17 protein-coding genes and 1 other RNA gene are annotated in these 19,119 nt (G+C 66.5%); 13 read left to right on the forward strand and 5 right to left on the reverse strand.

Going from position 1 to position 19,119, the window contains the following annotated elements; translation table 11 throughout:
- Positions 1-150 precede the first annotated feature (150 nt).
- From AP428_RS00625 to AP428_RS00640, 4 genes are all read left to right on the forward strand, one after another.
- The gene (locus AP428_RS00625) at positions 151-1,044 is read left to right on the forward strand and encodes a glutamate/aspartate ABC transporter substrate-binding protein (RefSeq protein WP_011544585.1); all 894 of its coding nucleotides are present in this window, start codon (positions 151-153) and stop codon (positions 1,042-1,044) included.
- Between the two features lie 84 nt (positions 1,045-1,128).
- Entirely contained in the window at positions 1,129-1,869 is a 741-nt protein-coding gene (locus tag AP428_RS00630; protein ID WP_006476908.1) for an amino acid ABC transporter permease, read from the forward strand.
- Entirely contained in the window at positions 1,869-2,546 is a 678-nt protein-coding gene (gene gltK, locus AP428_RS00635) for a glutamate/aspartate ABC transporter permease GltK (protein WP_011544586.1), read from the forward strand. Before AP428_RS00630 ends, gltK begins: the two co-directional genes overlap by 1 nt.
- On the forward strand, positions 2,543-3,268 hold the full coding sequence (locus AP428_RS00640) for an amino acid ABC transporter ATP-binding protein (RefSeq protein ID WP_011544587.1): 726 nt from the start codon (positions 2,543-2,545) through the stop codon (positions 3,266-3,268). Before gltK ends, AP428_RS00640 begins: the two co-directional genes overlap by 4 nt.
- Before the next feature lie 82 nt (positions 3,269-3,350).
- Here the strand turns inward: AP428_RS00640 and AP428_RS00645 are convergent, their stop codons facing one another.
- Positions 3,351-8,642, reverse strand: coding sequence for an autotransporter outer membrane beta-barrel domain-containing protein (locus tag AP428_RS00645; RefSeq protein WP_054927358.1), 5,292 nt, complete (start codon positions 8,640-8,642; stop codon positions 3,351-3,353).
- 585 nt (positions 8,643-9,227) lie between these two features.
- Entirely contained in the window at positions 9,228-10,142 is a 915-nt protein-coding gene (locus tag AP428_RS00650; protein ID WP_006476906.1) for a class II glutamine amidotransferase, read from the reverse strand.
- A gap of 205 nt (positions 10,143-10,347) precedes the next feature.
- Here AP428_RS00650 and pyrC point away from each other — a divergent pair, with 205 nt between their 5' ends.
- From pyrC to rnpB, 3 genes are all read left to right on the forward strand, one after another.
- Entirely contained in the window at positions 10,348-11,412 is a 1,065-nt protein-coding gene (gene pyrC, locus AP428_RS00655; protein ID WP_027807462.1) for a dihydroorotase, read from the forward strand.
- The gene (locus tag AP428_RS00660; RefSeq protein ID WP_054927359.1) at positions 11,409-12,299 is read left to right on the forward strand and encodes a DUF3025 domain-containing protein; all 891 of its coding nucleotides are present in this window, start codon (positions 11,409-11,411) and stop codon (positions 12,297-12,299) included. Before pyrC ends, AP428_RS00660 begins: the two co-directional genes overlap by 4 nt.
- Positions 12,300-12,311: 12 nt before the next feature.
- An RNA gene (gene rnpB / locus AP428_RS00710) (RNase P RNA component class A) lies at positions 12,312-12,723 on the forward strand.
- Positions 12,724-12,790: 67 nt separating this feature from the next.
- Here the strand turns inward: rnpB and AP428_RS00665 are convergent.
- Both AP428_RS00665 and AP428_RS00670 read right to left on the reverse strand, forming a co-directional pair.
- Positions 12,791-13,255 carry an OsmC family protein gene (locus AP428_RS00665; protein WP_074801272.1) on the reverse strand — a complete coding sequence of 155 codons (465 nt, stop codon included), beginning with the start codon at positions 13,253-13,255 and terminating at the stop codon, positions 12,791-12,793.
- A gap of 410 nt (positions 13,256-13,665) precedes the next feature.
- Positions 13,666-13,971, reverse strand: a complete 306-nt coding sequence (locus AP428_RS00670) for a DUF1090 family protein (protein ID WP_027813213.1) — start codon at positions 13,969-13,971, stop codon at positions 13,666-13,668.
- A 311-nt stretch (positions 13,972-14,282) separates the two neighbouring features.
- Between AP428_RS00670 and rplM the strand changes: the two genes are divergently transcribed.
- From rplM to erpA, 3 genes are all read left to right on the forward strand, one after another.
- Positions 14,283-14,711, forward strand: coding sequence for a 50S ribosomal protein L13 (rplM, locus tag AP428_RS00675; RefSeq protein ID WP_009687896.1), 429 nt, complete (start codon positions 14,283-14,285; stop codon positions 14,709-14,711).
- 10 nt (positions 14,712-14,721) lie between these two features.
- Positions 14,722-15,114 carry a 30S ribosomal protein S9 gene (gene rpsI, locus AP428_RS00680; protein ID WP_006476904.1) on the forward strand — a complete coding sequence of 131 codons (393 nt, stop codon included), beginning with the start codon at positions 14,722-14,724 and terminating at the stop codon, positions 15,112-15,114.
- A 228-nt stretch (positions 15,115-15,342) separates the two neighbouring features.
- Positions 15,343-15,714 (forward strand): iron-sulfur cluster insertion protein ErpA, encoded by a 372-nt coding sequence (gene erpA, locus AP428_RS00685; RefSeq protein ID WP_006476903.1) that lies wholly within the window; start codon positions 15,343-15,345, stop codon positions 15,712-15,714.
- Between the two features lie 107 nt (positions 15,715-15,821).
- Here erpA and AP428_RS00690 read toward each other — a convergent pair whose 3' ends face one another.
- Complete coding sequence (locus tag AP428_RS00690; protein ID WP_054927360.1) at positions 15,822-16,970, reverse strand: anhydro-N-acetylmuramic acid kinase; 1,149 nt, start codon at positions 16,968-16,970, stop codon at positions 15,822-15,824.
- Between the two features lie 142 nt (positions 16,971-17,112).
- Here AP428_RS00690 and tyrS point away from each other — a divergent pair, with 142 nt between their 5' ends.
- From tyrS to AP428_RS00705, 3 genes are all read left to right on the forward strand, one after another.
- Positions 17,113-18,354, forward strand: a complete 1,242-nt coding sequence (gene tyrS / locus AP428_RS00695) for a tyrosine--tRNA ligase (protein WP_054927361.1) — start codon at positions 17,113-17,115, stop codon at positions 18,352-18,354.
- Positions 18,351-18,809 carry a D-aminoacyl-tRNA deacylase gene (gene dtd / locus AP428_RS00700; protein WP_054927362.1) on the forward strand — a complete coding sequence of 153 codons (459 nt, stop codon included), beginning with the start codon at positions 18,351-18,353 and terminating at the stop codon, positions 18,807-18,809. Before tyrS ends, dtd begins: the two co-directional genes overlap by 4 nt.
- Before the next feature lie 23 nt (positions 18,810-18,832).
- Positions 18,833-19,119: histidine phosphatase family protein (locus AP428_RS00705; protein WP_197285579.1), on the forward strand; the 287-nt coding region annotated here is incomplete at its 3' end.

The raw sequence follows: 19,119 nt of genomic DNA on the forward strand, positions 1-19,119 counted from the left end.
AATCCGGCACCGCCCGCGCGCGCATCTGGAGCGCCCGGAGCCGGGAGGAAGGCTTCGCACAGGGCGATTCGTAGTGCGGTAAACAACCAGTACTTTCAAAAATATTACTTTGATACACTGGCGCGGGTTTTAGCCAAGGAGATGACCAAAATGAAATACCACAAGGCAGTCCTGATGGCCGCGGCGCTGTGCGCGTTCGCAAGCGGCGCGTACGCTCAGGAGACTGGCACGCTGAAGAAGATCAAGGACACGGGCGTGATCGCGCTGGGCCACCGCGAATCGTCGATTCCGTTCTCCTACTACGACCAGAACCAGCAGGTGGTCGGCTATTCGCGCGAGTTCCAGCTGAAGATCGTGGACGCGGTGAAGAAGAAGCTGAACCTGCCGAACCTGCAGGTGAAGAACATCCCCGTCACGTCGCAGAACCGTATTCCGCTCGTGCAGAACGGCACGGTCGACATCGAGTGCGGCTCGACGACCAACAACCTCGAGCGTCAGCAGCAAGCCGCGTTCTCCGACACGATCTTCGTGATCGGCACGCGCCTGATGACGAAGAAGGATTCGGGCGTCAAGGATTTCGCCGACCTGAAGGGCAAGACGGTCGTGACGACCGCCGGCACGACGTCTGAGCGCCTGCTGCGCAAGATGAACAACGACAAGCAGCTCGGCATGAATATCATCAGCGCGAAGGATCACGGCGATTCGTTCAACACGCTGGAATCGGGCCGCGCGGTCGCGTTCATGATGGACGACGCGCTGCTCGCGGGCGAGCGCGCGAAGGCGAAGCAGCCGGGCGAGTGGGTGATCGTCGGCACGCCGCAATCGGAAGAGGCTTACGGCTGCATGATGCGCAAGGGCGATGCCGACTTCAAGAAGGTCGTCGACGACGCGATCTCGCAAGTCGAGAAGTCGGGCGAAGCCGCGAAGATTTACGCGAAGTGGTTCGAGAACCCGATTCCGCCGAAGGGGCTGAACCTGAACTTCCCGCTGTCCGATTCGATGAAGAAGCTGTACGCGAACCCGAACGACAAGGCGCTCGACTGACCACACGGCCGTTGATGCAGAAATGACGCTAATGAGACGGAAGAGGCCACGCTTCTTCCGTTTCTTTTTGCTGGAGTCTTGCCCATGTCTTACCACTGGAACTGGGGCATCTTTCTGAGCCCCGTGTCGACCGGCGAGCCGACGACTTATTTCGGATGGCTGATGTCCGGCTTCTGGGTGACGATCGAAGTGTCGCTCGTCGCCTGGGTCATCGCGCTGATCGTCGGGTCGCTGTTCGGCGTGCTGCGCACCGTGCCGAACAAGTGGCTCGCCGCGATCGGCACCGTGTACGTGTCGATCTTCCGGAACATCCCGCTGATCGTGCAGTTCTTCGTCTGGTATCTCGTGATACCCGAGTTGCTGCCCGCGTCGATCGGCACCTGGATCAAGCAGTTGCCGCCCGGCACGCAGTTCTTTACCGCGTCGATCGTCTGTCTCGGCCTGTTCACGGGCGCGCGCGTGTGCGAACAGGTGCGCTCGGGGATCAACGCGCTGCCGAAGGGCCAGCGCGCGGCCGGCCTCGCGATGGGCTTCACGCAATGGCAGACGTATCGCTACGTGCTGCTGCCCGTCGCGTACCGGATCATCGTGCCGCCGCTCACGTCGGAATTCCTGAACATCTTCAAGAACTCCGCCGTCGCGTCGACGATCGGCCTGCTCGACCTGTCCGCACAGGCGCGCCAGCTCGTCGACTACACCGCGCAGACCTATGAGTCGTTCATCGCGGTCACGCTCGCCTACGTGCTGATCAACCTCGTCGTGATGGCGTTCATGCGCTGGATCGAAGGCCGCACGCGGCTGCCCGGCTATATCGGAGGCAAGTGATGCATCAGTTCGACTGGAGTAGTATTCCCGGCGCGCTGCCGACGCTGTGGTCGGGGGCGGTCGTCACGTTCAAGATCACGCTGATCGCGATCGTGATCGGGATCGTCTGGGGCACGCTGCTGGCGCTGCTGCGGCTGTCCGGCGTGAAGCCGCTCGCATGGTTCGCGAAAGCGTACGTGACGGTGTTCCGCTCGATCCCGCTCGTGATGGTGCTGCTGTGGTTCTTCCTGATCGTGCCGCAGTTGCTGCAGGGCGTGCTCGGGCTGTCGCCGACGATCGACATCCGCCTCGCGTCGGCCATGGTCGCGTTCTCGTTGTTCGAAGCCGCGTATTATTCCGAGATCATCCGCGCCGGCATCCAGGCGGTGCCGCGCGGGCAGGTGAACGCCGCGTTCGCGCTCGGCATGAACTACGCGCAGGCGATGCGCCTCGTGATCCTGCCGCAGGCGTTCCGCGCGATGGTGCCGCTGCTGCTCACGCAGGCGATCGTCCTGTTCCAGGATACGTCGCTCGTGTACGTGATCAGTCTCGCGGACTTCTTCCGCACGGCCGCCAACGTCGGCGATCGCGACGGCACGACCGTCGAGATGGTCCTGTTCGCCGGCGCATGCTATTTCGTGATTTGCTCGTTGGCGTCTGCTCTCGTCAAGGGTCTCCAGAAAAAGGTCACAAGATGATTTCCATCAAGAACGTTTCGAAGTGGTACGGCCAGTTTCAGGTCCTCACCGAATGCACGACCGAGGTCAAGAAAGGCGAAGTGGTCGTCGTGTGCGGCCCGTCGGGCTCCGGCAAGTCGACGCTGATCAAGACCGTGAACGGCCTGGAGCCGTTCCAGCAGGGCGAGATCCTCGTGAACGGCCAGTCGGTCGGCGACAAGAAGACGAACCTGTCGAAGCTGCGCTCGAAGGTCGGGATGGTGTTCCAGCATTTCGAGCTGTTCCCGCACCTGTCGATCACCGAAAACCTGACGCTCGCGCAGGTCAAGGTGCTCGGCCGCGGCAAGGACGAGGCGAACGAGAAGGGCATGAAGCTGCTCGATCGCGTCGGCCTGAAGGCGCATGCGCACAAGTTTCCGGGCCAGTTGTCGGGCGGCCAGCAGCAGCGGGTCGCGATCGCGCGCGCGCTGTCGATGGACCCGATCGCGATGCTGTTCGACGAGCCGACGTCCGCGCTCGATCCCGAGATGATCAACGAAGTGCTCGACGTGATGGTCGAACTCGCGCAGGAAGGGATGACGATGATGGTCGTCACGCACGAGATGGGCTTCGCGAAGAAGGTCGCGCATCGCGTGATCTTCATGGACAAGGGCGCGATCGTCGAGGACGACCGCAAGGACGATTTCTTCTCGAATCCGAAATCGGACCGCGCGAAGGACTTCCTCGCGAAGATCCTGCACTGAGCGTTCGCGCGTTTTCGCGCGCACCCATGCGAAAACCGCCCGGCACGCAGCCGGGCGGTTTTTTTTCGTCCGTCGCCGGGCGTTACCAGCTGTACCGGTAGCCGACCTGTCCGACGATTCCGCGCCGGTAATCGCCGCCGATGTTGCGTGCGATCTTCGCGTTCGCGTACAGCTCGCCCGACTTGCCGAAGCCGGCGGTCACGCCGACGCCGAGCTCGTACCAGGTGCGCCCGAGATGCGTCGCGAACGGCGTGCCGCCGACCACGGTCTGCCCCGGCGACAGGAAGTCGTGCAGCACGTCGGCCGTGAAGTACGGCGTCGCGGCGCCGCCGCCCGCGTCCGACTGGAGGTTCGGCCGGAAAATGCGCACGCCGACGCGGCCGCGCAGCGCATTCGTCGTCGTGCCCGATACGGCCGACACGTTGTCGTTGAACCCGTTCAGCTTCAGGTACTGATACATCAGCTGCGCTTGCGGCTCGACCGCGACCGGCAACGTGCCGATCGCGAACGGCTTGCCGACTTCCTGCGACAGCGCGACGCCGAAGCCGTTCTGCGACGCCTCGTTGCCGTAGCTGTCGCGATAGCGGTTGCCGTAGTGCGTGACCTGCCCGACGCTGTCGAAGTAGGTGCCGTCGGGCAGATAGCGCGTCCAGTAGCCGCCGACGCTCTGCGCGTGCATCTCGACCGAGCCGGTCGACGTCGACAGGTCGGGCGAGCCTGCGCGCGCCATGTCGCTGAAGCTCGCGTTCGACACGCCGATGCTGGCCGTCACGCCCGCGTGCGTGCTGCCGGCGCCGTCGGGCGCCTGGTCGAGGGTCCAGTCCTTGCCGAACTGCGCGAAGAACGTGCGTTCGTCGGCCGAGAAACGGCCCGCGTTCGCATCGAGGCTCTGGCCGCCGATGCGCCCCCACACGCCGTCGCGATTGCCGGGCTGCTGTTTCTCGACGTTGTAGATGTCGCCGACGCGCTCGTGCAGCCTGCCGAGCGTCGAGAAGCCGTAGTCGGCGTTCAGCAGCGGCGTCATCGCGTAACCGGACACGCCCGGACGATACGCGAGCGTGCCGCCGTTGCCGTTTGCGTTGCCATTCCCGTTGTTGCCGCCGTCGCCGCCGCCGGACGGGTGGATCGGGTCGCCGGGATCGGTCTGGTCGAGTTGCGAGCGCAGGTACCAGCCGTTCGCGTCGCCTTGCCCGCCGCGATAGAGCCGGTATTCGTACGCGCCGGCCTGTACCGGGCCGGCAAGATGGAATGCCGACGCGGCGGTCGTGCCGCCGTTGGCCGTGACGACCACGGGAATCCCGTCGCCGGTCGTCTGCGCGCCGGTGCCGGCCGTGTTGGCGATCTTCAGGCCGGTCGTGCCGCTCGCCGTGCCGCCGTTCACGATCAGCCGGTCGGTCGGTGACGTATCGGCGCCGAGATACGTATTCAGCGCGAGCGTGCCACCGTTGCCGACGTAGCCGCCGGTCGTCAGCGTCTTGTAGCTGCCGGTCAGCGTCGGCGAGCCGGTCGGCGCGGCGAATGCGACGAGGCCCGCGTTGTTCAGGCTGCTCAGGACCGAACTGCCCGTCATGCGCCACGTGCTCGTGCCGTCGACACTCAGTGCGACCGGGTCGATCTTCCCGGTCAGCGTCGTGCCGTTCGCGAGGAGCACGTTGCCGGTGCTCGACGCGTCCGACACGATGTCGCCCGCGAGGTTGACCGCCGATGCGCTGAACGTCACGTTGCTGCCGTTCGCGAGGTTCAGCAGCGTGCCGTTGCCGGCCGTCACGACCGTGCCGTTGCGTACCGCGATGTCGGCCGTGCCGCCGCGCGCGGCGAACGCCGGCCCGGTGGCGGACGTCACGCTGCCGCCGTCGACGAGCACCGAGCTGGTCGCGCCGTTCGCGAGCGTGTCCGACGTCAGCACGCCGGCCGTCGCGCCCGTGAGCGCCGTGCCGGTCAACGCGAGCACGCCGCCGCTGTTCGCGGTGGCGCCGTTGCCGGCCACGCTGGCGAGCGACGAACCCGTATCGGCGATGCGGCCGCCGTTTTGCGCGACGATGCCATCGGCCGCGGCACCCGATGCGGAAATCTTCGCGCCCGACAGCAGGGCTGTCGCGCGGCCGTCCATGACGATCGCATGCGCGTTCGCGCCGGTCGTCGCGACGGTCGTTCCGTTGGCCGTGAGCGTGGAATCGGCACCCGACACGGACAGGCCGAGCGCGTCGGCCCCCGCCGTGCGGACGACCGTGGCCGCATCGGTCGCGATACGTGCACCCGCACCGGTCGACGCGAGGCCGGCGGCGCCGTTGCCGGTCGTGGCGACCTGCGTGCCGGACAGTGCGATCGTTGCATTCGCACCGAGGTTGCGGATGCCGCTGCCCGAGCCGCCGACCGCGATCGACGTCGCCCCGGCCGCGATCCCGCCGTCCGTCACGGTCGAGTCGATCAGCACGCCGTCGGCGCTGCCGTTCGCGACGACGGTGCCCGCGCCCGACAGCGCGACCGATGCGCCGGCCCCCGTGAGACGCACGCCCGCGATCCCGTCGTCGGCTTCGATCGAACCCGCATTGGCGAGCGTGGCCGACGCACCCTGCACGAGCGCGCCGGTGCCGTTGGAGACGCGGATCGTCGACGCGTTGTTCACCGTGCCGAGCGCGCCGGCCACGACGCCCGTCGAGCCGGCGCCGGTCAGCCACACCGTGCTGCGGTTCTCGAGCGTGCCGAGGTTCTGCGCGATGAAGCCGGTCACGCCGGCGGTCGACGACGTGACGGCGGCGTGATTGGTCAGCGTCGTCGCGACCGGTGCGCCGGCAGCCGCGCCGGCGAGGTCGTGCGCCTGGCCGTCGACGATGCCCGCGGTCGCGCCGGCCGCGTTCAGGTTGATCGTCGTGCCCGGGTCGATCGTGCCTTTCGCGCCGCCTTCGACCGCGATCGCGATGCCGTTCGCGCCTTTGACGTCGTAGATCGCGTTGCCGGTCGACAGCGTGGTGCCGACGTCGGTCGCGAGCACGCCGCGCGCGCGCTGGCCGTTGACGTCGGTGATCAGTGCGCCGGCCGCCGACGCGCCCGTGTAGGCCGCGCCGCCCGCGACGCGGAACAGCGTCGAATCGTCGGTGTCGACACTCAGGTGCTGCGCGGCGACGTTGATTTTCGAGCCTGCGCCGTATGCATAGAAGCCGATCTGGTGCGTGCCGGACATGAAGGCCGGCACGGCGTTCGCGCCGACGTCGATCGTCGCGCCGGAACGCGCGTGCACGCCGATCGCGCCGGTGCCCGTCAGGTTCAGCGCACCGTCGAGCGTGGCTTTCGCGAGCGGCCCTTCGGCCCAGACGCCGTAGTTGCGCGTGCCCGACGCGGGATCGAGGCCGCCGGCCACGTTGATCGTGCCGGTCGACGTCGCGGCCGTCGCGTTCGTGCCGGTGCCGACGACCATGATGCCGATGCCGTTCACGCCATTCAGCGTGATCGTGCCCGTATTGGTCACGGTCGCGGCGGTGTCGGCCGCGAGCATGCCGACGTTGGCGAGCGGCGTGCCGGGCGCCGCGCCGTTGACGACGATCGCGCCCGCGTTGGTCAGCGTGCCGGCGCTCGAGCCGATGCTCGCCAGCGCGGCGCCGTTCTGCGTCTGCGTGCCGATCACGATCGTGCCGAGGTTGCTGGCGGTGCCCGACGCGCCGAGCAGGATGCCGTACCCGTGCGCGGACAGCGCGACGTCGTTCGCGGCTTCGGGGGAGCTGGGGTCGTACTGCGCGGCGCGGCCGAGATAGATCGTGCCGCCGGCTTCGTTCGTGAAGCTGCCGCCGGCGACGAGGCCGCCGATCACCTGGCTGTCGAGCGTCGTCGCGTTGACGCCGACGTTGATCGTGCCGGCGTTCGACGCGCGCGCGCCGTCCGTGGCGGCTACCGCGTAGTTCTGCAGGTCGAGCCGGTTGCGGGTGAGATTCCAGGCGCCGACGTTCATCACGCCGTTGTTGACGAACGTCGTGCCGGCGCCGTTCGCGTACACGCCGCTGCCTTCGACGTACGTGTTGAGCCCGAAGTTGTCGGAAGGGGTGGCGCCCCCCGTGTTGACGTTGTCGCCAGCCGTATAGCCGGACGAGATCGTGCCGTTGTTGACGCCGCTCGCGCCGCTCAGCAGGCGCACCAGCGTGAAGTCGCCCGACAGGCGCCCGTCGTTGACGAAGTGCGCGCCGTTCTCCGCGACGACGGCCGCGCTCTCATCGATCGTGTTGGAGCCGCGGAAGTCGATCTGACCGTCCTTGCCGATGTGCAGCGTAGCGTTCGCGCCCGTGCCGTGCATCGCGGACGGGTAGTTTCTGGGCAGCGCGTTCTTGTCGCCGGGCGATACGTCGTTCGCATACTCGAAGGTCTGCGGGGAAAGTGTCACGGCCTGGCCGAACGCGGTGTCGTAGGCGGTCTGCGAGCCGAGCGCGCCGTTGCGGACCGAACGCACGAGAAAGTCGTTGTACGCGGCGAGCGACGCGGCGTCGGTGACGGTCCACGTGCTGCCGTCGAACGCGGTGAAGGTGCCTGCGTAGGTCGGCACGTCGAGCTCGATGCTGCCGACGGGGCCGCCGCTCGCGAGATAGTCGCCGGTGATGAACCAGATCTGGTTGCGCGAATTCCAGTTGATGACGCTGGGTGCCGAGCCGGTGCCGTCCGCGTAGGCGAGATCGCTCTGCTTGGCCGCGATCGTCATCACGTTGCCGGTTGCCGCAGGTGCGTTCGCGGGGTTGCCGATCGATACGTCGAGCGTGCCGCCCGAATTCGCGACCGTGCCGATCCGCGTGTTCACGTACTGGTTGTCGTTCACGTCGTGGTAGACCTGCACGACGGTCGAGCCCGCGGTCGATGACACGAACGCGGACGAGTCGTAAGTGGCGACGGACGTGCGGCTGCCCGTGATCGAATCGGGGGTGCCGACGCTTTGCGTCTTGCCGCCGAGCGTGACCAACGGCTGATTCGGGTTGCCCGAAATGATGGACGTGTTGCCGAGCGGCATCGGCGTGTAGCCCATGTCGCCGGTCGCGCCCGTCCAGGCGCCGGTCAGGCCGACCCGGTCGCCGCCCGACACGGTCGTGGCGCCGACGAGATCGTTGTTGACGGTCGGGCTGAAACTGCCGAGCGCGCAGGTGCCGCCGTTCGCGACGGCCGCGCCGTTGCCGCAGGTCGATGCGTGCACGGTGCCGGCCGACAGTGCCGCCAGTGCGGCGCCGAGCGCCGCGACACGAAGCGGCGACCGGCGCGTTGCGTGATGCGTTGCCTTGCGGGCGGTGCGCTGACTTGGCCCCGATGCAGCGCCCGAGCGCTTGCCGCGCGTCTGGGTCGTTTCCGCGACCGCGACCCAGCAGCCGGCGGCCTCGCTCCATATCGATCGAAATGAGTGATTCACGACATACCCCTCTTTCTTCTTTTTGACGTGGCATTCGCCGTTATTCGGCGAATTCGCATTCCGCGGTGGGGAAATGATCCGAAGGGGCGCGCGGCGGCTATGGCAGCGTGTCGCGCCAATCGTGTTTCGTTACACCGAGGATGGGCGGAGTCTACTGATTCAGATGGCCGTCGATTATCGAGAAACTGGAAACTGTAATGATGCGAACCGTAATGCGTGGTATTTTTGATTTGTGTGGTTAATCGAACCGAAGGCTATGGCGGGGCGGGCTGGAAGGGGTTTTGCGGAGATCTGGAACGGCTGCCGGAGTAGGTGGGATAGCGAACGGTTCCGGCAGATGCGGTGCGTTAAAATCCGGATCAGGGGTTCTTGTTTTAATTGATGGTTATTTTTCTGATTCCATCTTTTATTTGCTTTCGCTTGTAAATTAATAAAATCAAGCGGATGTCGGGCGATGTCAATCGATTGCGCCGGGTGGCGGTTAAAACGAAACCGTATTGACCGGAGCGAGGCGATTTGCGCCGATGACGCATGAAGTGCGCGCAGCAGTTCGGAAAGCGAGCGCAGCCGATGCCGCGCCGGGCTTCAGAAATCGATCGCGTCGTCGGCATCGCCGTCGGCCGCGGTGGCGAGCGCTTCGCGAACCACCGCGCGCGGCGCGGATGCCGACGCATCGAGCGACGGGTTGCGCAGCTTCTCGAGCACGCGCTCGGGCACCGGAATCTGCATCCGCGCGGCGACGTCGCCGCACTGGAACATGATCAGCTCGCCCGGCTCGAACGCGGTCCAGACTTCGTTGTCGGTGAGCGGCTGCGTCGCGATCACCGCGACGCGATCCTCGGGGGTCGTGTATTTCGCGAAGTCGATCGACAGGTCTTCGTCGACGAGATGCGCGGTCGAGAACGGCCAGCGCCGCACGAGGTAGTGCAGCCGCGTCGAGCAGTGCGCGAAGAGCGCCTGGCCATTCGACATCAGGAAGTTGAACACGCCGTGATCGGTGATGCCGCGCGTCAGTTCGCCGACCCGCTCGAACAGCTCGGGCAGCGGCGGCTGCGCGCCGGGAAAGGCCTCGCGCAGCCCCTGCATCAGCACGCAGAACGCCTGTTCGCTGTCGGTCGTGCCGACCGGGTGGTAGACACTGCCGTCCATGTCCGGCGCGTAGTCCTGCAGGTCGCCGTTATGCGCGAAGATCCAGTGCCGGCCCCACAGCTCGCGCATGAACGGATGGCTGTTCTCGAGCAGGATGTGCCCTTGCGTCGCCTTGCGGATGTGGGCGATCGTGTTCTTGGACTTGATCGGGTAGCGCTTCACCATTTCGGCGATCGGCGACGTGGCCGATGCCTGGTGATCGATGAAGAGACGGCAGGCCTTGTCTTCGAAGAACGCGATGCCCCAGCCGTCGGCATGGTGATCGGTGAGCCCGCCCCGGGCCGCGAAACCTGTGAAGGAGAATGTGACGTCCGTCGGCGCGGCGCAGTTCATTCCAAGGAGTTGGCACATTTTACGTGGGGCGGCAGGCTGAAGCGGGGGGTAACGAACCGGGCGAACCCCGGTACAATGCGGCTTCTAGCATATCACCGAGCCCTGAGCGGTAAAAAGCGGATTCCGCTGGCCAAAGGCCCCGTGTTGCGGTTTGCCGTCAGTCGGCCCGCGCACGCGCGTTCCGGCCCCGCCGATGGCAAGCCCGTTCCTCACGACGCCTCCTATGACTGCCTCGAACGCTTCTTCCCCGGCGACGCTTTCGCTCGCCCGTCCCGACGACTGGCACCTGCACCTGCGCGACGGCGACATGCTCGCCGCCGTGCTGCCGCACACCGCCCGCCAGTTCGGCCGCGCCATCGTCATGCCGAACCTGAAGCCGCCGGTCACGACCACCGCGCAGGCGCAGGCCTATCGCGAGCGCATCCTCGCCGCGCTGCCGGCCGGGATGACGTTCGAGCCGCTGATGACGCTGTACCTGACCGACAACACGCCGCCCGACGAGATCCGCCGCGCGCGCGAAAGCGGCTTCGTGCACGGCGTGAAGCTGTATCCGGCAGGCGCGACGACGAACTCCGACCATGGCGTCACCGATCTCGCGAAATGCGCGAAAACGCTCGAGGCGATGCAGGAAACCGGCATGCCGCTGCTCGTGCACGGCGAGGTGACCGATGCGTCGATCGACCTGTTCGACCGCGAGAAGGTGTTCATCGACCGCGTGATGACGCCGCTGCGCCGCGATTTCCCGGGCCTGAAGGTCGTGTTCGAGCACATCACGACGAAGGACGCGGCCGACTACGTACGCGATGCCGACGCGGCGCCCGGCCTGCTCGGCGCGACGATCACCGCGCATCACCTGCTGTACAACCGCAACGCGCTGTTCGTCGGCGGAATTCGCCCGCATTACTACTGCCTGCCGGTGCTCAAGCGCGAGACGCATCGCGTGGCGCTGGTCGAGGCCGCGACGTCGGGCAATCCGCGCTTCTTCCTCGGCACCGACAGCGCGCCGCATGCGCGCGACGCGAAGGAAACCGCGTGCGGCTGCGCGGGCTGCTACACGGCGCTGCACGCGCTCGAACTGTACGCGGAAGCGTTCGACACGGCCGGCGCGCTCGACAAGCTGGAAGGGTTCGCGAGCTTCTTCGGCGCCGATTTCTACGGGCTGCCGCGCAGCGCCGAGACGGTCACGCTGCGCCGCGAGCCGTGGGAACTGCCGCGCGAGATCTTCGCGGGCGATACGCCGGTCGTGCCGCTGCGCGGCGGCGAGACGATCGGCTGGAAGCTGGCGTGACCGGCGCGCCGCCGCGCGAATCCGGCTCCGGGGCCGGTCGCGCGGCGGCGGATTTCGCACGGATCGACTGGTCCGCGCCGTGGCTCGCGCCTTACGCGGAGCCGGGCCGCGCGTGGCAGGCGGCCGCCCGCGCGGGCGAGGCCGCGCTGCTCGGTGCGTTGAACGGCGCGGTGGGCGGCGTGTCACGAGGCGGCGATCGCGTCACCGGCCGCGGCCGGCCGCTGCGCTTCGTGCCGCAGGCCGAGCTGCCGCCCGGCGTCGCGTACGAGACCCATATCGCGGGCACCGGCCACGTGCCGACCCGCCACACTCTTCACGACTTCTTCAATGCGCTCGTCTGGTTCGCGTACCCGCGCATCAAGGCCGCGCTGAACGCGCGCCAGGCCGCCGCGATCGACGCGGCGGGCGGCGTTGGCCCCGTGCGCGGGACGTTGCGCGACGCGCTCACGTTGTTCGACGAGAACGCCGCGCTGTTCGTCACCGCCGACCGCGCGCTCGCCGACGCGCTGCGCGGCTTCGACTGGCCGCGGCTGCTGATGGCCGCGCGCGATGCGTGGGGCACGCGCTGCGAAGCGCGACTCGTCGGCCATGCGCTGCTCGAACAGCTCGTCGCACCCTACAAGTCCTGCACCGCGCACGCATGGATCGTCGAAGTGAGCGCCGACTATTTTTCATGGCCCGACGCGGAACGGAGCGCGCACGTCGATGCACGAATCGCCGCCGAACTCGCGACGTGCGCGCTGACGAGTCGCGACTTCGCGCCGCTGCCGGTGCTCGGCGTGCCGGGCTGGTGCGCGGCGAACGCCGACCCCGCGTTCTACGACGATCCGGCCGTGTTTCGCCGCGGCCGCCGCTCGCGCGCTGCCGACGGCGGCGCGCAGTGCTAGAATGCGCGTCGCAAAGCAGGCCAGGCAGTCGCGGCCTCGGCGCCTTCGGGCGCGCGGGGGCGAGGAAAGTCCGGACTCCACAGGGCAGGGTGATGGCTAACGGCCATCCGTGGCGACACGCGGAACAGGGCAACAGAAAGCAAACCGCCGATGGCCCGGCGCAAGCCGGGATCAGGTAAGGGTGAAACGGTGCGGTAAGAGCGCACCGCGGCGACGGCGACGTTCGCCGGCACGGTAACCTCCACCCGGAGCAATTCCAAGTAGGCAGGCGCGCATTTTCGGATGCAGGACGGGGCCCCCGTCTCGTCTGCGGGTAGGAAGCTTGAGCGCGTCAGCAATGGCGCGCCTAGAGGAATGACTGCCACGCGTTGCGCGCTTCGGCGTGCAGCGTGCACAGAATCCGGCTTATCGGCCTGCTTTGCCGTTCGAATGCGAAAGGGCCGGCGCTCCCTGCGGAGCGCCGGCCCTTTTTTCATGCGCGCGCTGTGCGCTCAGGCGGCGACGATGTCGAACGAATGCGTGAGTTCGGCCGTCTTCGCGATCATGATCGACGCGGAGCAGTACTTGTCGTGCGACAGGTTGATCGCGCGCTCGACCGTGGCCGGGTTCAGGTTGCGGCCGGTGACCGTGAAGTGGAAGTGCACCTTCGTGAACACCTTCGGATCTTCGCTCGCACGCTCGGCCTTCAGCGTGACCGAGCAGCCGCTCACTTCCTGGCGGCTCTTCTTCAGGATCAGCACGACGTCATAGGCGGTGCAGCCGCCGGTGCCGAGCAGCACCATTTCCATCGGACGCGGCGCGAGGTTGTGGCCGCCGCCTTCGGGCGCGCCGTCCATCGTGACGAGGTGCCCGCTGCCGGTCTCGGCGGAAAACGCCATGCCGTCCTGGCCCATCCAGCTTACTTTGCATTCCATGCTTGCACTCCAGCGTTGCCTGATTCGGATTCGATCCGGCATTGTAGCCCGCGACGCAACGGTCGGCTGATGCGCTGCACGACGCGCAACGCCGGGGCCGGGCGGGCAGGGCGGAGAGCGACGATTTCCCTGCTGGATTTAGGGGTTTTGCTCTAGGCGAGGGCAGCTTTAGGTCATGTCCGATGGGTTTACATGTTTGATTTCAAAAGGAAATGCGTCCGTACGAGCTTTCCGGGTGAAATCTCATATTGTGGTATTTGATTTCGCAATGCAAATTTTCTTGTGAAGTCGGCGGGGCATTCGTATAATGATCCTCATTGGTTGCCGCGCTGCGGCAACCTCCGCATGTCTCCTCCACCCTCCTCCTAAGGTGGATTAAGCCCGAACCAGCCGTTCGGGCTTTTTTTCGTCCCATGCAAACATCCGCGCGCGGCTTGCGCGCGTCGGCACCGTCACGCGGGCTGTCGCGCAGCCGGCTGCGAAGTCGCGTCGGGCGGCGTGCCGCGCGAGTCGGCATCGGGCGCCGGCGCACGGGCGGCCGACGCGTGGCCGTGGCCGCGTGCGCAGAAGTGGCGGACGCGCTCGCGCACCGCGCGCAGGCGCGCGATGCGGTCTTCGGCATGGGCAGTCCGGGCTTCGGCGATGCGTGCATCGAGTGCGTCGAGCTTGGCTTCGCAGCCGGAGCGGGCGGCGACGGCGGGCGCCGCGACGGCCAGCAGCGCGGCCGCCAGAAAGGGCGTAAGTCGTTGTTTCATCATGCTGGTTTGTTGTTTTTCGGGTTCGACCGGTCTGGCGCGGCAAGGTCATGTGCCGCGCGTCGATGGGTGCCTCCCCAGGCGCTCGGTTCGCCTGGCTTGGTGGGGCACGACCGGATTTTGGCGCATTTCGGCCGCCGCGAACACGGGACGTGGATTCTCTTTGACCACGTAGCCGTATTTCCTTTATAATTCAGGGCTTTTCCGCATTCATGCCCACGGAAAAAGAACAGGGAGAGCCTGCACCGCGCCTCGAAGCGCACACAGACAAGCAGGAAGAACACATCGGGCAAAGCAATTTTTTTGGATCGATCATGAAGACGTTTTCCGCAAAAGCCCATGAGGTGACGCGCGAATGGTACGTGATTGACGCGACGGATAAGGTTCTCGGCCGTGTTGCCAGCGAAGTGGCACGCCGTCTGCGCGGCAAGCACAAGCCTGAGTTCACCCCGCACGTCGACACTGGTGATTTCATCATCATCATCAACGCGAGCAAGTTGAAGGTCACGGGCAACAAGACGCTGGACAAGAAGTACTACCGTCACTCGGGCTACCCGGGCGGTATCTATGAAACGACGTTCGGCAAGATGCAAGAGCGCTTCCCGGGCCGCGCGCTCGAGAAGGCGGTCAAGGGCATGCTGCCGAAGGGCCCGCTCGGCTACGCGATGATCAAGAAGCTGAAGGTCTACGCAGAAGCGACGCATCCGCACTCGGCTCAACAGCCGAAGGCGCTCGAGATCTAAGGGGACCCACATGATCGGTAACTGGAACTACGGTACGGGCCGCCGCAAGAGCGCAGTCGCACGTGTCTTCATCAAGGCTGGCAAGGGCGACATCATCGTCAACGGCAAGCCCATCGCTGACTACTTCTCGCGCGAAACGTCGCTGATGATCGTGCGTCAACCGCTGGAACTCACGAACCACGGCCAGACGTTCGACATCAAGGTGAACGTCAACGGCGGCGGCGAAACGGGTCAGGCAGGCGCAGTGCGTCACGGCATCACCCGTGCACTGATCGACTACGATGCGACGCTGAAGCCGTCGCTGTCGAGCGCAGGCTTCGTCACGCGCGATGCGCGTGAAGTCGAGCGTAAGAAGGTCGGTCTGCGCAAGGCACGCCGCGCAAAGCAGTTCTCGAAGCGTTAATTCCGCTTCATGGCCTCGCCGCTTTCGAGCGGCGTCCGCCGGAAAAACCGCCAGCTTTCACGCTGGCGGTTTTTTTATGCCCGCTGACTACCCGCACCCGGGCCGCTGCGGCCGCCGCCCGCGCGGGCGCGTTTGATGAAATCGACAAGAACCTATTGATTTCATGGACATCAGCACGATCTTCTGATCGGCCCTACAATAGCGGCTAAAGCTTTTTGGAGAGTTCGAATGAACGCTGTTACCGAAACCGCAGCAACGACGACCGATATGCCGCTGCCGTTCGTCTTCACCGACGCCGCGGCCGACAAGGTCAAGCAACTGATCGACGAAGAGGGCAATCCCGACCTGAAGCTGCGCGTGTTCGTGCAGGGTGGCGGCTGCTCGGGCTTCCAGTATGGCTTCACGTTCGACGAGGAAGTCAACGAGGACGACACCGTGATGAACAAGAACGGCGTCCAGCTCCTGATCGACTCGATGAGCTACCAGTACCTGGTCGGCGCCGAGATCGACTACAAGGACGACCTCAACGGCGCCCAGTTCGTGATCAAGAACCCGAACGCGACCACCACCTGTGGGTGCGGTTCGTCGTTCTCGGTCTGAGCGCACGGCAGATCCGCGCCGGTTCGCCGGAATGAAAAACGGGGCTTCATGCCCCGTTTTTTTATGCGCGCTCGCCCTGCGGCGCTCGGCGCGCGGCGGATATCGCGTTAGCGCGGATAGAGCGCGCCGAGCACGCGGTTGCCGGCTGCGCCGGTGACCGTCGCGAGATTGCCAGGCTGGCGCGCGGTGAAGCGGTACGCGAGCCACGCGAACGCGAGCGCTTCGACCTGCTGCGGCGGCACGCCGAGTGCGGCCGTCGTATCGACGGTGGCCGGCACACCGGCCTCGCGTAGTGCGTGCCGAAGCGCATCGAGCAGCACCGGATTGCGTGCGCCGCCGCCGCATACGAACACGGCCTTGCAGCCCGGCGCGTGCTGCGCGATTTCGCGCGCCACCGACACGGCGGTGAGCGCGGTGAGCGTGGCCTGCACGTCCTCCGGTGCAACTTGCGGGAACGCGGCGAGCCTGGCGTCGAGCCATGCGGGATTGAACAGATCGCGTCCGGTGCTCTTTGGCGGCGGCGCGGTGAAATACGGTTCGTCGAGCAGGGCGTCGAGCAGCGATGCCTGTACGGTGCCGCGTGCGGCGAACTTCCCGCCGTCGTCGTACGGCTTGCCCAGATGGCGGGTCGCCCAGGCATCGATCAGCGCGTTCGCGGGGCCGCAGTCGAAGCCGCGCACGTCGCCGTCCGCGCCAGGCAGGATCGTGATGTTGCTGATCCCGCCGAGATTGCAGACGACCCGCGTTTCGCCCGGCGCGCCGAACACCGTCGCATGGAACGCGGGCGCGAGCGGCGCGCCGTGACCGCCGGCGGCCACGTCGCGGCTGCGGAAATCGGCGATCACGTCGACCTGCGTCAGCTCCGCGAGCAGTGCCGGATTGTTGAGCTGGCGCGTATAGCCGCGCTCGGGGCGATGGCGCACCGTCTGGCCGTGCACGCCGATCGCGCGGATCTCGTCGCGCGACAGCCCGGCCGTGCGCTGCAATTCATGGCAGCACACCGCATAGCGCGCGACGAGCGCATTCGCGGCGAGCGATTCGCGGTCGATTTCGTCGTCGCCGGGCTGCTGCAGCGCGAACAACGCGTCGCGCAGCGATTGCGCGAAGCCGACGAACGCTTCCGCGAGCACGACCGGCGCGCGGCCGGCCTCGAAACGCACGGCGACGCCGTCGACGCCGTCCATGCTGGTTCCCGACATCAGCCCGAAATAGATGCCGTCTACCGGATGGGCAGGCTGCGGCTGTCGTTGCGGCACGTTGGGTTCTCCTGGATCGTGCGGCGCGGGCCGGTGCCGCGCGCCTTGCGCCCGATTATCCGCGCAACGTGACGCGTCGTTAAGCGATGCGCGCGCAAGTTATGGGAAAATCCCTGTTTTTGCGACATTCTTCCTGGCACCGATGAGCACCGAACCCAGTTCCAAGCCCGTTTTCCCGATCACCGACGAAGTCCGGCATGCGCTCGCCGTCACGAAGCGCGGCGTCGACGAGCTGCTGATCGAGGAAGAGTTCGCGCAGAAGCTCGCGCGCAGCGCAGCCACCGGCACGCCGCTGCGCATCAAGCTCGGCCTCGATCCGACCGCACCGGACATCCACATCGGCCATACGGTCGTGCTGAACAAGATGCGCCAGTTGCAGGATCTCGGCCATACGGTGATCTTCCTGATCGGCGATTTCACGTCGCTGATCGGCGATCCGTCGGGCCGCAACGCGACGCGCCCCCCGCTCACGCGCGAGCAGATCGAATCGAACGCGAAGACCTACTTCGAGCAGGCCGCGCTCGTGCTCGATCGCGACAAGACCGAGATCCGCTACAACAGCGAATGGTCGATGCCGCTCGGCGCGGACGGGATGATCAAGCTCGCGTCGCGCTACACGGTCGCGCGGATTCTCGAGCGCGAGGATTTCACGAAGCGCTTCCAGGGCGGTGTGCCGATCTCGATCCACGAATTCCTGTACCCGCTGATGCAGGGCTACGATTCGGTCGCGCTGAACGCCGATCTCGAACTCGGCGGCACCGACCAGAAGTTCAACCTGCTGGTCGGTCGCGAACTGCAGAAGCAGTACGGCCAGGAACAGCAGTGCATCCTGACGATGCCGCTGCTCGAAGGCCTCGACGGCGTCGAGAAGATGTCGAAGTCGAAGGGCAACTACGTCGGCATCAGCGAGAAGCCGACCGACATGTTCGGCAAGCTGATGAGCATCTCGGACACGCTGATGTGGCGTTACTTCGAGCTGCTGTCGTTCCGCAGCCTCGACGAGATCGCCGGCTTCAAACGCGAGGCCGAAGGCGGCCGCAATCCGCGCGATTTCAAGGTGCTGCTCGCGCAGGAAATCGTCGCGCGATTCCACTCGCAGGCCGACGCCGAGCGCGCGCTCGACGACTTCAACCACCGCGCGAAGGGCGGCGTGCCGGACGACATTCCGTCGGTCACGCTGGCCGGTGCGCCGCTCGCGATCGGTCAGTTGCTGAAGCAGGCCGGCCTCGTGCCGTCGACCAGCGAAGCGCTGCGCAACATCGATCAGGGCGGCGTGAAGATCGACGGCGCGACCGTGTCGGACAAGGGCCTGAAGGTCGAGGCCGGCGAGTTCGTCGTGCAGGTCGGCAAGCGCCGCTTCGCGCGCGTCACGCTGACCGCATGATCGCGCTGATCCAGCGCGTGACGCGTGCCGACGTGCGCGTCGGCGGCCGCAAGACGGGCGAGATCGGCGCGGGCCTGCTCGCGCTGGTCTGCGCGGAGCGCGGCGATACCGAGGCCGCGGCCGACAAGCTGCTCGCGAAGCTGCTCGGTTACCGCGTGTTCAGCGACGCAGCCGGCAAGATGAACCTGCCGGTGTCGAACATCGACGGCGAAGGCCGCGCGGGCGGCCTGCTGCTCGTGTCGCAGTTCACGCTGGCGGCCGATACCAACAGCGGGCTGCGTCCGAGCTTCACGCCGGCCGCGCCGCCCGACGAAGGCGCGCGGTTGTTCGACTATTTCGTCGCGGCCGCGCGGGCGCGGCACCCGATCGTCGAGACGGGCGAGTTTGGCGCCGACATGCAGGTGTCGCTCGTCAACGACGGCCCCGTGACGTTCTGGCTGCAAGTGCGGCCCTGATTCTTTCCCGGAGGCGCGCCGCGATGGCCACCACGCAGATTCTTTTCATCCGCCATGGCGAGACGGCCTGGAACCGCATCAAGCGCATCCAGGGGCATATCGACATCCCGCTGGCCGATACGGGGCTCGCGCAGGCGCAGCGGCTGGCGGCGCGGCTCGGGCGCGAGGCGCGCGACGGCGCGCGGATCGACGCGGTGTATTCGAGCGATCTGATGCGCGCGCAACAGACCGCCCAACCGTTCGCCGATGCGCTCGGGTTGCCGCTGCTGCTGCGCGAAGGGTTGCGCGAACGTTCGTACGGCGCGTTCCA

This window comes from Burkholderia sp. E168m22 (genome assembly GCF_001319805.1).
Classification (GTDB): Bacteria; Pseudomonadota; Gammaproteobacteria; order Burkholderiales; family Burkholderiaceae; genus Burkholderia; species Burkholderia orbicola.

Coding starts and splice junctions, on each gene's coding strand:
- AP428_RS00670 (WP_027813213.1), bottom strand. CDS start 13,971: ATGATGAAACAACGACTTACGCCCTTTCTGGCGGCCGCGCTGCTGGCC.
- AP428_RS00640 (WP_011544587.1), top strand. CDS start 2,543: ATGATTTCCATCAAGAACGTTTCGAAGTGGTACGGCCAGTTTCAGGTC.
- AP428_RS00625 (WP_011544585.1), top strand. CDS start 151: ATGAAATACCACAAGGCAGTCCTGATGGCCGCGGCGCTGTGCGCGTTC.
- AP428_RS00665 (WP_074801272.1), bottom strand. CDS start 13,255: ATGCCGGATCGAATCCGAATCAGGCAACGCTGGAGTGCAAGCATGGAA.
- rpsI (WP_006476904.1), top strand. CDS start 14,722: ATGATCGGTAACTGGAACTACGGTACGGGCCGCCGCAAGAGCGCAGTC.
- gltK (WP_011544586.1), top strand. CDS start 1,869: ATGCATCAGTTCGACTGGAGTAGTATTCCCGGCGCGCTGCCGACGCTG.
- tyrS (WP_054927361.1), top strand. CDS start 17,113: ATGAGCACCGAACCCAGTTCCAAGCCCGTTTTCCCGATCACCGACGAA.
- rplM (WP_009687896.1), top strand. CDS start 14,283: ATGAAGACGTTTTCCGCAAAAGCCCATGAGGTGACGCGCGAATGGTAC.
- dtd (WP_054927362.1), top strand. CDS start 18,351: ATGATCGCGCTGATCCAGCGCGTGACGCGTGCCGACGTGCGCGTCGGC.
- AP428_RS00650 (WP_006476906.1), bottom strand. CDS start 10,142: ATGTGCCAACTCCTTGGAATGAACTGCGCCGCGCCGACGGACGTCACA.
- AP428_RS00630 (WP_006476908.1), top strand. CDS start 1,129: ATGTCTTACCACTGGAACTGGGGCATCTTTCTGAGCCCCGTGTCGACC.
- erpA (WP_006476903.1), top strand. CDS start 15,343: ATGAACGCTGTTACCGAAACCGCAGCAACGACGACCGATATGCCGCTG.
- pyrC (WP_027807462.1), top strand. CDS start 10,348: ATGACTGCCTCGAACGCTTCTTCCCCGGCGACGCTTTCGCTCGCCCGT.